Source organism: Streptomyces sp. 6N223 (assembly GCF_052246635.1).
In the GTDB taxonomy this organism is placed as follows: domain Bacteria; phylum Actinomycetota; class Actinomycetes; order Streptomycetales; family Streptomycetaceae; genus Streptomyces.
This window is the reverse complement of the sequence record NZ_JBQQCA010000022.1, coordinates 13,214-26,896: the sequence shown is the minus strand read 5'-3', so window position 1 is coordinate 26,896 and position 13,683 is coordinate 13,214. Positions and strand designations below refer to the sequence as shown.

Annotated in this window: 12 protein-coding genes; 9 read left to right on the top strand and 3 right to left on the bottom strand. The window is 73.3% G+C overall.

Features of this window, described 5'->3' with window-relative positions; translation table 11 throughout:
- The first annotated feature begins 138 nt into the window (after nt 1–138).
- Nucleotides 139–2,604 carry a RelA/SpoT family protein gene (locus tag ACTWQH_RS15730; RefSeq protein ID WP_443287165.1) on the top strand — a complete coding sequence of 822 codons (2,466 nt, stop codon included), beginning with the start codon at nt 139–141 and terminating at the stop codon, nt 2,602–2,604.
- 52 nt (nt 2,605–2,656) lie between these two features.
- Here ACTWQH_RS15730 and ACTWQH_RS15725 read toward each other — a convergent pair whose 3' ends face one another.
- Complete coding sequence (locus ACTWQH_RS15725) at nt 2,657–3,886, bottom strand: DUF349 domain-containing protein (RefSeq protein ID WP_443287164.1); 1,230 nt, start codon at nt 3,884–3,886, stop codon at nt 2,657–2,659.
- A 198-nt stretch (nt 3,887–4,084) separates the two neighbouring features.
- Nucleotides 4,085–4,957: a peptidylprolyl isomerase gene (locus ACTWQH_RS15720; protein WP_443287163.1), complete on the bottom strand. Its 873-nt coding sequence runs from the start codon at nt 4,955–4,957 to the stop codon at nt 4,085–4,087.
- Nucleotides 4,958–5,192: 235 nt separating this feature from the next.
- On the opposite strand from ACTWQH_RS15720, the gene ACTWQH_RS15715 reads away from it, so the two are divergent.
- The 3 genes from ACTWQH_RS15715 to ACTWQH_RS15705 all read left to right on the top strand — a co-directional run bounded on the left by ACTWQH_RS15715 (nt 5,193) and on the right by ACTWQH_RS15705 (nt 8,044).
- Nucleotides 5,193–5,906 carry an MBL fold metallo-hydrolase gene (locus ACTWQH_RS15715; RefSeq protein ID WP_443287162.1) on the top strand — a complete coding sequence of 238 codons (714 nt, stop codon included), beginning with the start codon at nt 5,193–5,195 and terminating at the stop codon, nt 5,904–5,906.
- A gap of 67 nt (nt 5,907–5,973) precedes the next feature.
- Complete coding sequence (locus tag ACTWQH_RS15710) at nt 5,974–6,639, top strand: vitamin K epoxide reductase family protein (protein WP_443287161.1); 666 nt, start codon at nt 5,974–5,976, stop codon at nt 6,637–6,639.
- Nucleotides 6,640–6,682: 43 nt separating this feature from the next.
- On the top strand, nt 6,683–8,044 hold the full coding sequence (locus ACTWQH_RS15705) for a replication-associated recombination protein A (protein WP_443287160.1): 1,362 nt from the start codon (nt 6,683–6,685) through the stop codon (nt 8,042–8,044).
- Between the two features lie 9 nt (nt 8,045–8,053).
- Here the strand turns inward: ACTWQH_RS15705 and ACTWQH_RS15700 are convergent, their stop codons facing one another.
- On the bottom strand, nt 8,054–8,911 hold the full coding sequence (locus ACTWQH_RS15700) for a DUF2470 domain-containing protein (RefSeq protein ID WP_443287159.1): 858 nt from the start codon (nt 8,909–8,911) through the stop codon (nt 8,054–8,056).
- A 55-nt stretch (nt 8,912–8,966) separates the two neighbouring features.
- Between ACTWQH_RS15700 and rpsD the strand changes: the two genes are divergently transcribed.
- From rpsD to ruvX, 5 genes are all read left to right on the top strand, one after another.
- Nucleotides 8,967–9,578, top strand: a complete 612-nt coding sequence (rpsD, locus tag ACTWQH_RS15695; RefSeq protein WP_443287158.1) for a 30S ribosomal protein S4 — start codon at nt 8,967–8,969, stop codon at nt 9,576–9,578.
- A gap of 193 nt (nt 9,579–9,771) precedes the next feature.
- Nucleotides 9,772–10,197: a DUF948 domain-containing protein gene (locus ACTWQH_RS15690; protein ID WP_443287157.1), complete on the top strand. Its 426-nt coding sequence runs from the start codon at nt 9,772–9,774 to the stop codon at nt 10,195–10,197.
- A gap of 7 nt (nt 10,198–10,204) precedes the next feature.
- Nucleotides 10,205–10,495 (top strand): DUF6167 family protein, encoded by a 291-nt coding sequence (locus tag ACTWQH_RS15685; protein WP_443287156.1) that lies wholly within the window; start codon nt 10,205–10,207, stop codon nt 10,493–10,495.
- Complete coding sequence (gene alaS / locus ACTWQH_RS15680) at nt 10,495–13,161, top strand: alanine--tRNA ligase (RefSeq protein WP_443287155.1); 2,667 nt, start codon at nt 10,495–10,497, stop codon at nt 13,159–13,161. Before ACTWQH_RS15685 ends, alaS begins: the two co-directional genes overlap by 1 nt.
- A gap of 40 nt (nt 13,162–13,201) precedes the next feature.
- Nucleotides 13,202–13,666, top strand: coding sequence for a Holliday junction resolvase RuvX (gene ruvX, locus ACTWQH_RS15675; RefSeq protein WP_443287154.1), 465 nt, complete (start codon nt 13,202–13,204; stop codon nt 13,664–13,666).
- Nucleotides 13,667–13,683: the final 17 nt, after the last annotated feature.

The following is a 13,683-nucleotide window of genomic DNA, read 5'->3' as shown; positions in this document are numbered from 1 at the left end:
GCGTGAGGGGTTCACCGGCGCTCGTTACCATGGCAGTCCGATGTGGTTCCCGGCCGGAGACTCCCAGGCCGTCCGCGGCCCGGAGAACCACCCCCCTCCCAGGCCGCCACGCCCGGGACGGGCCGAAAAGGAGCGCCCTTGCCAGACGACGCCCAGCCGCTCACCTCAGCCCAGCGGAAGAACGCCAAGCCCTCCACGGCTCTCGGCTGGCGCGAGGGCACGGACGGCCGCGCCCCGGCGCCCCCCGCCCAGCCGGCCTCGGCCGTCTCCGGGGTGTCCGGCCGCTCCGGCTCGTCCAACCGCGTGCGGGCCCGTCTGGCCCGCCTGGGCGTCCAGCGCTCCACGCCGTACAACCCGGTGCTGGAGCCCCTGCTGCGCGTCGTCCGCGCCAACGACCCCAAGGCCGACACCGCCGTGCTGCGGCAGATCGAGCACGCCTACCAGGTCGCCGAGCGCTGGCACCGCGGCCAGAAGCGCAAGAGCGGCGACCCCTACATCACCCACCCGCTGGCCGTCACCACCATCCTGGCCGAGCTGGGCATGGATCCGGCCACCCTGATGGCCGGGCTGCTGCACGACACGGTCGAGGACACCGAGTACGGCCTGGAGAGCCTGCGCCGCGACTTCGGCGACCAGGTGGCCCAGCTCGTGGACGGCGTGACCAAGCTGGACAAGGTCAAGTTCGGCGAGGCCGCGCAGGCCGAGACGGTGCGCAAGATGGTCGTCGCCATGGCCCGGGACCCCCGCGTGCTGGTGATCAAGCTCGCGGACCGGCTGCACAACATGCGCACCATGCGCTTCCTCAAGCGCGAGAAGCAGGAGCAGAAGGCCCGCGAGACGCTGGAGATCTACGCGCCGCTGGCCCACCGGCTCGGCATGAACACCATCAAGTGGGAGCTGGAGGACCTGGCCTTCGCGATCCTCTACCCCAAGATGTACGACGAGATCGTGCGCCTGGTGGCCGAGCGCGCGCCCAAGCGCGACGAGTACCTCGACACCGTCATCGACGAGGTCCAGGCCGACCTGCGCGGCGCCCGCATCCGCGCCACCGTCACCGGGCGGCCCAAGCACTACTACAGCGTGTACCAGAAGATGATCGTCCGCGGCCGCGACTTCGCGGAGATCTACGACCTGGTCGGCATCCGCGTCCTGGTGGACACCGTCCGCGACTGCTACGCCGCGCTGGGCACGGTGCACGCGCGGTGGAACCCGGTGCCCGGGCGGTTCAAGGACTACATCGCCATGCCCAAGTTCAACATGTACCAGTCGCTGCACACGACGGTCATCGGGCCCGGCGGCAAGCCCGTGGAGCTGCAGATCCGCACCTTCGACATGCACCGGCGCGCCGAGTTCGGCATCGCCGCGCACTGGAAGTACAAGCAGCAGGCCGTCTCCGGGTCGTCCAAGGCGACACGCTCGGACGCGCCGAAGCGGGGCGAGAAGAAGGCCGCGGGCACGCGGGGCGAGGCCACCGTCAACGACATGGCGTGGCTGCGGCAGCTCCTGGACTGGCAGAAGGAGACCGAGGACCCGGGCGAGTTCCTGGAGTCGCTGCGCTTCGACCTCTCCCGCAACGAGGTCTTCGTCTTCACGCCCAAGGGCGACGTGATCGCGCTGCCGGCCGGCGCCACGCCCGTCGACTTCGCCTACGCCGTCCACACCGAGGTCGGCCACCGCACCATAGGGGCCAAGGTCAACGGGCGCCTGGTGCCGCTGGAGTCCACGCTCGACAACGGCGACACCGTCGAGATCTTCACCTCGAAGGCCGCCGGCGCGGGCCCGTCGCGGGACTGGCTGGGCTTCGTGAAGTCCCCCCGGGCGCGCAACAAGATCCGCGGCTGGTTCTCGCGCGAGCGGCGCGACGAGGCGATCGAGCAGGGCAAGGACTCCATCGCCCGCGCCATGCGCAAGCAGAACCTGCCGCTGCAGCAGGTCCTCACCGGCGACTCGCTGGTCACCCTCGCCCACGAGATGCGCTACCCCGACATCTCCGCCCTCTACGCCGCCATCGGCGAGGGCCACGTGTCGGCGCACAGCGTGGTGCAGAAGCTGGTGCAGGCCGTCGGCGGCGAGGAGGCCGCCGGCGAGGACATCGCCGAGTCCGCGCCGCCCGTCCCCGCCCGCCGCAAGCGGCGGGCCACCGCCGACCCCGGCGTGGTGGTCAAGGGCGTCGACGACGTGTGGATCAAGCTCGCCCGCTGCTGCACCCCCGTGCCGGGCGACCCCATCATCGGCTTCGTCACCCGCGGCAACGGCGTTTCGGTGCACCGCGCCGACTGCGTCAACGTCGACTCCCTCTCCCAGGAGCCCGAGCGCATCCTGGAGGTCGAGTGGGCCCCGACACAGTCCTCGGTCTTCCTCGTCGCCATCCAGGTCGAGGCCCTCGACCGCTCCCGCCTGCTGTCGGACGTCACCCGCGTGCTGTCCGACCAGCACGTGAACATCCTCTCGGCGGCGGTGCAGACCTCCCGGGACCGGGTCGCCACCTCGCGCTTCACCTTCGAGATGGGCGACCCCAAGCACCTGGGCCACGTGCTGAAGGCCGTGCGGGGCGTCGAGGGCGTCTACGACGTCTACCGGGTGACCTCGCCGAGGCGGCCGTAGGCCGCGCCCGACGCCGGGCGGGCCCGGCCCGGCCGTGGCCGTGCGCCGCCGCCTAGCCGCCGAACTCCTGAAGTCCCTTCAGCGCCTGGTCCAGCAGCGCCTGCCGCCCCGCCAGCTCCTGCTCCAGCTTCTCGGCCTTGGCCGTGTTGCCCTGCGCCCGCGCCTTCTCGGCCTGCTGCCGCAGCCGCTCCACGGCGTCCTGCAGCTGGCCCGTCAGCCCGGCAGCCCGGGCCCGCGCCTCGGGGTTGGTACGCCGCCACTCGGCCTCCTCGGCCTCGGCGACGGCCCGCTCCACCGCGTGGATCCGGCCCTCGATCGCCGCCCGCGCCTCGCGCGGCACGTGCCCGACGGCCTCCCACCGCTCCCCGATCGACCGGAGCGCCGCCCTGGCCGTCCGCAGATCCGTGACCGGCAGCAGCTTCTCGGCCTCCGCCGCCAGCTCCTCCTTGCGGGCGAGGTTGTCGCGCTGCTCGGCGTCGCGCTCGGCGAACGCCTCGCCGCGTGCGGCGAAGAAGACGTCCTGCGCGGCGCGGAAGCGGGTCCACAGGCCCTCCTCGGCGTCCCGGTGCGCCCGGCCCGCCGCCTTCCACTCCCGCATCAGCTCCCGGTACCGGGCCGCCGTCGGCCCCCAGTCGGTCGACTCCGACAGCGCCTCGGCCTCGGCGATCAGCTTCTCCTTGCGCCGCCGGGTCTCCTCCCGCTGACTGTCCAGCGCCGCGAAGTGCGACTTGCGCCGCTTGGAGAACGCCGAGCGCGCCTGCGAGAAGCGGTGCCACAGCTCGTCGTCGGTCTTGCGCTCCAGCCGGGGCAGCCCCTTCCAGGTGTCCACCAGGGCGCGCAGCCGCTCCCCGGCGGACCGCCACTGCTCGCTGACGGCCAGCTCCTCGGCCTCCGCGACCAGGGCGTCCTTCGCGGACCGCGCCTCCTCCAGCTGCCGGGCGCGGGCGGCCTTGCGCTCCTCACGGCGTGAGGAGACCTCCGCGTCCAGCTCGTCCAGGCGCCGGCTCAGCGCGTCCAGGTCGCCCACGGCGTTCGCCCGCGCGACCTGCTCGCGCAGGTGGCCGACGGCCGTCGCCGCGTCCTTGGCCGACAGGTCGGTGGTCCGCAGCCGACGCTCGAGCAGGTCGATCTCGACGACCAGCCCGTCGTACTTCCGCTCGAAGTAGGCCAGGGCCTCCTCGGGGGAGCCCGCCTGCCAGGAGCCGACGACCCTCTCCCCGTCGGCCGTCCGCACGTACACGGTTCCCGCCTCGTCGACACGGCCCCACGGCTCGCTGCTCACAGCGCCTCCTTTTGATGCCCACCACGGGGCGCGCGCCCCCGGCATCGTCCACAGTTCTCTTCCGGCCCGGCCGATGGTCACCCGGCCGGCCGGAGCAGGCACCCTGCACAACGCCAACATAGGCGACCGCACGCCCGGCTGTCCGCACCTTGCCCGCCGTAAATTCCCCGTGAACCGGGCTCAGCCGCCTCAGTCGCCTCAGCTCCCCCCGTCCCGCCGCTCGACCGTCGCCTCGTTGATCACGACCGTCGCGTTGGGCACGGTGGTGCCGGTGGCCGGATCCGTGGTGCTGCCGGTGTCCGCGATCTTCTGCAGCACGTCCGTGCCCGCGGTGATGGTGCCGAAGGGGGTGTAGTCCGGGGGCAGCGGGCTGTCCTTGTACACCAGGAAGAACTGGCTGCCGCCGGAGTCGCGCCCGCTGCCGTCCTGGGCGTTGTACTGGTTGGCCATCGCGACCGTGCCGGCCGGGTAGGTGCCGCCCGCGACGTCCGGGTCGTCGAGGTTCTCGTCGGGGATGGTGTAGCCGGGGCCGCCCGAGCCGGTGCCCTGCGGGTCGCCGCACTGCAGCACGAAGATCCCCTCCGTGGTGAGGCGGTGGCACGTGGTGTGGTCGAAGTAGTCCTCACCGGCGAGGAAGGCGAAGGAGTTCACGGTGTGGGGCGCGGCCTCCGCGTCCATGGTGATCTCGATGTCACCGCAGGTGGTCCGGAGGCCCATCACGTACTCGGCCGAGGTGTCGATCGTCATCTCCGGCTCGGCGTTCCACGTCTCGCCGGCCGGGTCGCCCTTCGCCGGCTTGTCGCAGGGGTCCTCCGGCGGCGTGGACGGCTCGGCGCTGTCCGAGGCGGTGGGCTCGGCGCCCTGCTCGTCCCCCGCCTGGTTGCTGGAGTCGTCGTCCCCGCCCAGCAGCGCGACGAGGCCGAAGGTGCCCGCCGCCACCAGCACCACGAGCGCCGCGGCGATGATGACGTTACGCCGCCTGGCCCGGCGTACGCGGTCCGCGCGGCGTCGTTGCTGCCGCTCCCACTTCGCCCGGGCGAGCTCCTTGCGCCGCTGCTCCTTGCTGGTCACGTCTGCATCTCCTCCTGATTCCTGCTGGAGCCTGGTTCGCTGACCCCTGACGTCCGAGGTCTGGCAGCCGGTCCTCTCCGCGGGTCGCCGGACCCGCTGGCGGTCACCGTATACGCCGTGCCGGTCCGGGGGTTCGCGGGCGGGGTTCGGCCGCCGGTAGGCTTACGAAACCGGGCAGCCCGCCAGCCGTCCACCCCTCTAGCCGTGCACAAGCCGTGACGATCGAAGGACGACCGTGCTCATTGCTGGGTTCCCCGCCGGCGCCTGGGGCACCAACTGTTATCTGGTCGCGCCCGCTGCCGGCGAGGAGTGCGTGATCATCGACCCTGGCCACGAGGCCGCCGCCGGGGTCGAGGAGACCATCGCCAGGCACCGCCTGAAGCCGGTGGCCGTCATTCTCACCCACGGCCACTTCGACCACACGGCCTCGGTGCTGCCCGTCTGCGGCGCCCACGGCGTTCCCGCGTGGCTCCACCCCGGGGACCGCTACATGCTCACCGACCCTGGGAAGGCGCTGGGGCGTCAGATCGGGGCGCAGCTGCTGGGCGAGCTGACCGTGGGGGAGCCCGACGACCTCCGGGATCTCACCGACGGCGCGGAACTCGAGCTCGCCGGGCTCAGCCTCACCGTGGCGCACGCCCCCGGGCACACGCCGGGCTCGGTGACGTTCCGGCTCCCGGAGCAGGAGGACATCCCGCCGGTGATCTTCTCCGGCGACCTGCTCTTCGCCGGGGCCATCGGGCGCACCGACCTGCCCGGCGGCGACCACGCCGAGATCCTGCGCTCGCTGGCCCGCGTCTGCCTGCCGCTGGACGACGCGACCGTGGTGCTGTCCGGGCACGGACCGCAGACCACGATCGGGCGCGAGCGCTCCGTCAACCCGTTCCTGCGAGGGATCGCCGCCGAGCCCGGCGCCCGGGATCTCTCGGCTCCGCGACGGGGTATCTGACCGGCACGGCTCGTGTGCGATCTCGTGCACAATGGGGAGCCGAACCCGGACAGATCGGATAGGTGAGATGACGGCATCGGTCGCGGACGAGGTGCGCGCGGGCGGCGGACCGGTCCGGCGCGGGCGCGCCGACGGCGACGATGGCGGGGCCGGCGCGGGGCGCGCCTTCTCCCTGCTGCTGGTGATCACCGGCTTCGCCGGGCTGCTGGCCGCCTGGGTCATCACCATCGACAAGAACCACATCCTTCAGGCCAAGGCGCGGGGCGAGACCTACACCCCGGGGTGCAGCCTCAACCCCGTCGTCTCCTGCGGCAGCATCATGGAGAGCGACCAGGCCGAGGTGTTCGGCTTCCCCAACCCCATGCTGGGGCTGGTCGCCTACGGGGCGGTGATCGCCATCGGCATGGGGCTGCTGGCCGGGGCGCGCTACCGGCGCTGGTTCTGGCTCGGCCTGCAGGGCGGCACACTCTTCGGCGTCGGCTTCTGCACCTGGCTGCAGTACCAGTCGCTGTACGAGATCGGCGCGCTGTGCCTGTGGTGCTGCCTGGCCTGGGCCGCGACGATCTTCATGTTCTGGTACACGACGCTGCACAACGTCAGGCAGGGCTTCCTCCCGGCGCCCGCCGGGGCCCGGCAGCTGATGGAGGAGTTCCACTGGCTGATCCCGGTGGTGCACGTCGCCGTCATCGGCATGCTGATCCTCACTCGTTGGTGGGATTTCTGGACCAGCTGACGCGCGGCCGCGTTGTCGGTGGCGTGTCTTAGGGTCGGGTGTCGTGGAAGCCGATCTGTTCACCGCCGCGGCGGAGGAGCGCGCCGAGAAGGACCCGGCCGCGCGGCCGCTCGCCGTCCGCATGCGCCCGCGCACCCTGGACGAGGTGGTGGGCCAGGGGCACCTGCTGCGGCCCGGCTCGCCGCTGCGCCGCCTGGTCGGCGAGGGCGGCGGCGGCCCGGCGGGGCCGTCCTCGGTGATCCTGTGGGGCCCGCCCGGCACCGGCAAGACCACCCTGGCGTACGTCGTCAGCCAGGCGACCGACAAGCGCTTCGTGGAGCTGTCGGCCATCACCGCGGGCGTGAAGGAGGTGCGCGCGGTCATCGACGGGGCCCGGCGTTCCTCGGGGGCGTACGGCAAGGACACCGTCCTCTTCCTGGACGAGATCCACCGCTTCAGCAAGGCCCAGCAGGACTCGCTGCTGCCGGCGGTGGAGAACCGCTGGGTCACCCTGATCGCCGCCACCACGGAGAACCCGTACTTCTCGGTCATCTCCCCGCTGCTGTCGCGCTCGCTGCTGCTGACGCTGGAGCCGCTGACCGAGGAGGACGTGCGGGGGCTGCTGCGCCGCGCGGTCGCCGACGAGCGGGGCCTCGGCGGGGCCGTGTCGGTGCCGGAGGAGACCGAGGCGCACCTGCTGCGCATAGCCGGGGGAGACGCCCGCCGGGCGCTGACCGCGCTGGAGGCCGGGGCGGGGGCTGCGCTGGCCAAGGGGGAGCGGGAGCTGGCGCTGGCCACCCTGGAGGAGGCCGTGGACCGGGCCGCGGTGACGTACGACCGGGACGGCGACCAGCACTACGACGTGGCCAGCGCGCTGATCAAGTCCATCCGCGGCTCGGACGTGGACGCCGCCCTGCACTACCTGGCGCGGATGATCGAGGCGGGGGAGGACCCGCGGTTCATCGCGCGGCGGCTGATGATCTCCGCCAGCGAGGACATCGGCATGGCCGACCCGACGGCCCTCCCGACGGCGGTGGCGGCGGCCCAGGCGGTGGCGATGATCGGTTTCCCCGAGGCGGCCATCACGCTGGGCCACGCCACGATCGCGCTCGCCCTGGCGCCGAAGTCGAACGCCGCGGTCCTCGCCATCGGCGCGGCCCAGGCCGACGTGCGGGCGGGTCTCGCCGGCCCCGTGCCGCCGCACCTGCGGGACAGCCACTACGGGGGTGCCGCCAAGCTCGGCCACGGCGAGGGGTACCAGTACCCGCACGACGTGCCCGGCGGCATCGCCGCGCAGCAGTACGCCCCGGACGCGGTCCACGGCAAGCGGTACTACACCCCGACCCGGCACGGCGCGGAGGCCCGCTACGCCGAGGTGCTCGACCGCATCCGCGAACGCCTGGCGGGCGGCCCTCAGGGCGGCTGACGGCTGTGGCTACTGCCGGGCCGCCCCCTCGAACAGGAGGCGCATGGCCCGGCGCAGCCCGGCGATGTCCGCCACCGGCTCGGGGAACTCGAACCGCGCGTCGCGGCACAGCCCCTCCGCGCAGAAGCGGACCCTCAGCCCGAAGCGGTCCAGGCCCAGGGGCACCACGCGCTGCCACGCCTCGCAGCCGTCCTCGCCGTCCCCGACCAGGGCGCACAGCGAGCGCAGCTGCGCCTCGTGCGCGGCGGCCAGGTGCTGCAGCAGCTCGGCCTCGTGCCGGGCCAGCGGGTCCGCCGCGGCGGCGGCGAAGTCGCCGGGCTCGACGTGGTCGGCGCCCCACAGGTCGTCGGCGTACGCCTCCCCGACCTCCAGGCGCAGGGGCGTCCAGTGCGGGCCCGGCACCGGGCCGGTCGGGTGCCGCCGCGCCAGCAGCCGCAGCGCGGCCGCCCGCTCGGTTCCGGCGAGGGCCGTCAGCCAGCCCGCCACCCAGGCCCGGCCGCGGATGCGGTGCGGCACGGCGACCGGGGCGACGTCCGTGATCTCCATCACCGCCGTCAGCTCGTCGCCCCGCGCGTGCGCCGCCGCCCGGGCGGCCGGGGCGTCCGCCGGGAGCAGCAGGTACACGTCCCCCGACGGCGCCACGGCCCGCGACTCGGGCACGCCGTGGCACGATTCCTGCTGGTCCTGGGGTCCGGGACCGGTCCCCGGCCCGGCGCCCGGAATGGTGAGCGTCGCCGAGGCGTTGGACTCGACGAGGGTGCGTACCCGCTCGGCCGCCGTCGGCTCCCTGGCGTCGTCTGCGGGGTCTTCGGGCCCCTCGGGCCGTGGCTGGCTCTCCTGCCGCACGGGACTCCCTGGTCGAATCATGCGTTCTCCTCAGCTAAGGTAAGGCTCACCTAACTTACATGGAGGTCTGTTCACCGTGAACCAGTCGCGTCCCAAGGTCAAGAAGTCCCGCGCTCTCGGCGTGGCGCTCACCCCGAAGGCTGTGAAGTACTTCGAGAAGCGCCCCTACCCGCCGGGCGAGCACGGACGCGGCAGGAAGCAGACCAGCGACTACAAGGTCCGGCTGCTGGAGAAGCAGCGCCTGCGCGCCCAGTACGACATCAACGAGCGCCAGATGGTCCGCGCCTACGAGCGCGCCCGCAAGGTGCAGGGCAAGACCGGCGAGGCCCTCATCGTCGAGCTGGAGCGGCGGCTGGACGCGCTCGTGCTGCGCTCCGGGCTCGCCCGCACCATCTACCAGGCGCGGCAGATGGTCGTCCACGGCCACATCGCCGTCAACGACCGCAAGGTGGACAAGCCCTCCTACCGCCTCCGCCCCGAGGACGTCGTCACGGTCCGCGAGCGCAGCCGGAGCAAGCACCCGTTCCTGGTGGCCCGCGAGGGCGGCTACGCCCCCGACGGCGAGACCCCCCGCTACCTCCAGGTCAATCTCGAGGCCCTCGCCTTCCGCCTCGACCGCGAGCCCAACCGCTCCGAGATCCCCGTCATCTGCGACGAGGCGCTCGTCGTCGAGTTCTACGCCCGCTGAGCCGCCGCCCGTACGCCGCGGGACGCCGCCGGACGCCGCCACCGGGCGTCCGGGACCGGCTAATGCGTTACGGGTGCGGCCCCCGGGCGCGATAGGGTCATACCCTGCCGCCGCCCCTGACACGGCGCCGCCGGACCAGGTGAGCGGCGGCGCGATCCAAGCCAAAGCCAATCGCGCGAGGAGGCGGCGCGTCGTGTCCGGTGGAGAGGTGGCCGGCCTGCTGGTGGCCGTCTTCTGGGCCATCCTGGTCTCGTTCCTCGCCGTCGCGCTGGTGCGGCTCGCCCAGGCGCTCAAGGCCGCGACCGCCCTGGTCAACAGCGTGACGGAGCAGGCCGTGCCGCTGCTCGGCGAGGCCACCGCCACCGTCCGCTCCGCCCAGGGCCAGCTCGACCGCGTCGAGACCATCACCGCCGACGTCGAGGAGGCGGCCGCCAACGCCTCGGCCCTCTCCAGCACCGTCGCCGCCACCCTCGGCGGCCCACTGGTCAAGGTCGCGGCCTTCGGGTACGGCGTTCGCCGGGCGCTGGGCCGACGCGACGCGGCCCGGCGTACCGTCGTAAGCCAGGCCCTCCCCGCACCCCGCCCCACCGCCCGGCCCCGCCGGAGGGGAAAGGACTGACGCGACCATGATCCGCCGCGCCTTCTGGTTCGCCACCGGAGCCGCCGCCGGCGTCTGGGCCACCACCCGGGTGCAGCGCACGCTGCGTGAGCTCAAGCCCGACAGCCTCACGGCACGGGCGACCGGCCGCGCGGCCGCCGCCGGACAGCGGCTGCGCGGCATCGCCCTCGACGTCCGGACGGGCATGGCCCAGCGCGAGCACGAGCTCAACGAGGCCCTCGGCCTCGCCCCCACGACCACCCAGAAAACCACCACGCCGGACATCACGACCGGAAGCACCGGAAAAGAGGACCATTGATGGAGTCGGCCGAAATCCGCCGTCGCTGGCTGAGCTTCTTCGAGAAGCGTGGGCACACCGTCGTGCCGTCGGCGTCGCTGATCGCCGACGACCCCAACCTGCTGCTGGTTCCCGCTGGCATGGTGCCGTTCAAGCCGTACTTCCTGGGCGAGGCCGCCCCGCCCTACGCCCGGGCCGTCAGCGTGCAGAAGTGCGTGCGCACGCCGGACATCGAGGAGGTCGGGAAGACCACCCGCCACGGCACCTTCTTCCAGATGTGCGGCAACTTCTCCTTCGGCGACTACTTCAAGGAAGGCGCCATCACCCTCGGCTGGGAGCTGATGACCACGCCCGTCGCCGAGGGCGGGTACGGCCTGGACCCCGAGCGGCTGTGGATCACCGTCTACGAGGAGGACGACGAGGCCGAGCGGATCTGGCGCGAGGTCGTCGGCGTGTCCCCCGGGCGCATCCAGCGCCTGGGCAAGGAGGAGAACTACTGGGACATGGGCGTCCCGGGCCCCTGCGGCCCCTGCTCCGAGATCAACTACGACCGCGGCCCCGAGTTCGGCCCCGAGGGCGGCCCCGCCGTCAACGACGAGCGGTACGTGGAGATCTGGAACCTGGTCTTCATGCAGTACGAGCGCGGCCCGGGCCAGGGCAAGGACTACCCGATCCTGGGCGACCTGCCCGCCCGCAACATCGACACCGGACTCGGCATGGAACGCCTGGCCATGATCCTCCAGGGCGTCCACAACATGTACGAGACCGACACCCTCCGCGTGGTCATCGACAAGGCCGGCGAGCTCACCGGCGTCCGCTACGGCGAACGCCACGACTCCGACGTCGCCCTGCGCGTGGTCGCCGACCACATGCGCACCTCCGCCATGCTCATCGGCGACGGCGTCACCCCCGGCAACGAGGGCCGCGGCTACGTGCTGCGCCGCATCATGCGCCGCGCCATCCGCAACATGCGCATCCTCGGCTCGAGCGGCCCCGTCGTCGGCGAGCTCCTCGACGTCGTGCTGAAGACCATGGGCCAGCAGTACCCGGAGCTGCTCGCCGAGCGCAAGCGCATCGAGACCGTCGCCCTCGCCGAGGAGTCCGCCTTCCTGAAGACCCTCAAGGCCGGCACCAACATCCTCGACGCCGCCGTCGCCGACACCCGGGCCGCCGGCAGCACCGTGATCCCCGGCGAGCGGGCGTTCCAGCTCCACGACACCTGGGGCTTCCCGATCGACCTCACCCTGGAGATGGCCGCCGAGCAGGGCCTGACGGTCGACGAGACGGGCTTCCGCCGCCTGATGAAGGAGCAGCGGGAGCGCGCCAAGGCCGACGCCCGCGCCAAGAAGCAGGGCCACGCCGACCTGTCCGCCTACCGCGAGGTGGCCGACGCCGCGGGCACGTCCGAGTTCATCGGCTACTCCGACACCTCCGGCGAGGCGAAGGTCGTCGGGCTGCTCGTCGACGGCCTGGCCTCGCCCGCCGCCAGCGAGGGCGACGAGGTCGAGGTCGTGCTGGACCGCACCCCGTTCTACGCCGAGGGCGGCGGCCAGCAGCCCGACACCGGCCGGATCCGGCTGGCCAGCGGCGCCGTGGTCGAGGTGCGCGACGTGCAGCAGCCGGTGCCGGGCGTCACCGTGCACAAGGGCGTGGTGCAGGTCGGCGAGGTCACCGTCGGCACCGGCGCCCACTGCCAGATCGACGTCCACCGCCGCCGCGCCATCGCCCGCGCCCACAGCGCCACCCACCTCACCCACCAGGCGCTGCGCGACGCCCTGGGCCCGGCCGCCGCCCAGGCCGGATCGGAGAACGCCCCGGGCCGCTTCCGCTTCGACTTCGGCTCGCCGACCGCCGTGCCCGGCACGGTGCTCGCCGACGTCGAGCAGAAGATCAACGAGGTCCTCGGTCGTGAACTCGACGTCATGGCCGAGGTGATGTCGATGGACGAGGCCCGCAAACAGGGCGCCATCGCCGAGTTCGGCGAGAAGTACGGCGACCGGGTGCGCGTGGTCACCATCGGGGACTACTCCAAGGAGCTGTGCGGCGGCACCCACGTGCACAACACCGCCCAGCTGGGGCTGGTCAAGCTGCTGGGCGAGTCCTCGATCGGCTCCGGCGTACGCCGCGTCGAGGCCCTCGTCGGCACCGACGCCTACCGCTTCCTCGCCCGGGAGCACACCGTCGTCGCGCAGCTGACCGAGCTCCTCAAGGGCCGCCCCGAGGAGCTGCCGGAGCGCATCTCGGGGATGCTGACCCGCCTCAAGGACGCCGAGAAGGAGATCGAGCGCTTCCGCGCCGAGAAGGTGCTCCAGGCCGCCGGTGGCCTGGCCGCCGGCGCCCGGGACATCGGGGGCGTCGCGCTGGCCGGCGGCCGGGTGCCCGACGGCACCGCGCCCGACGACCTGCGCACCCTCGTGCTCGACGTGCGCGGCCGCATCGCGGGCGACCGCCCGGCCGTGGTGGCCCTGTTCACCGTGACCAAGGGCCGCCCGCTGACCGTTATCGCCACGAACGAGGCCGCCCGCGAGCGCGGCCTGAAGGCCGGCGAGCTGGTCCGCGCCGCAGCCAAGGCCCTCGGCGGCGGCGGTGGCGGCAAGCCCGACCTCGCCCAGGGCGGCGGCCAGAACCCGGCCGCCGTCGACGACGCGCTCGCCGCCGTCGAACGCCTCGTGGCGGAGGCCGCGTGAGCCGCGGGCCGCTGCGGGGCTCCGCTCCCGGGGTGCGCTGATGCGCCGCGGCCGGCGGCTCGGCATCGACGCGGGCGAGGCCCGCATCGGCGTCGCCGCGAGCGATCCCGACGGGCTGCTGGCCACGCCGGTCGAGACCGTGCCCGCGCGCGACGCCCCCGCCGCGCAGCGGCGGCTCGCCGAACTCGTCGCCGAGTACGAGCCGATCGAGGTCGTCGTCGGGCTGCCGCGCTCCCTCCACGGGGGCGAGGGGCCGTCCGCCCGGCGGGTGCGGGCGTTCGCCGAGCAGACCGCCCGCCGGATCGCGCCCGTGCCGGTCCGGCTCGTCGACGAGCGCATGTCGACCGTCACCGCCGCGCGCGGCATGCGCGCCTCCGGCGTGTCTGCGAAGCGGGGCCGCGCGCGCATCGACCAGGCGGCGGCCGCGGTCATCCTCCAGGTCGCGCTGGACGCCGAGCGGGCGTCGGGAAGTCCACCCGGAGAATGCGTCCAAGTGGTTGTCTGATCGCGATACGGTAACGT

Bases quoted from the DNA above. Each gene is read 5' to 3' on its own strand.
- ACTWQH_RS15710 (WP_443287161.1), top strand. From the start codon at position 5,974: ATGACGGCATCGGTCGCGGACGAGGTGCGCGCGGGCGGCGGACCGGTC.
- ACTWQH_RS15700 (WP_443287159.1), bottom strand. From the start codon at position 8,911: ATGATTCGACCAGGGAGTCCCGTGCGGCAGGAGAGCCAGCCACGGCCC.
- ACTWQH_RS15685 (WP_443287156.1), top strand. From the start codon at position 10,205: ATGATCCGCCGCGCCTTCTGGTTCGCCACCGGAGCCGCCGCCGGCGTC.
- alaS (WP_443287155.1), top strand. From the start codon at position 10,495: ATGGAGTCGGCCGAAATCCGCCGTCGCTGGCTGAGCTTCTTCGAGAAG.
- ruvX (WP_443287154.1), top strand. From the start codon at position 13,202: ATGCGCCGCGGCCGGCGGCTCGGCATCGACGCGGGCGAGGCCCGCATC.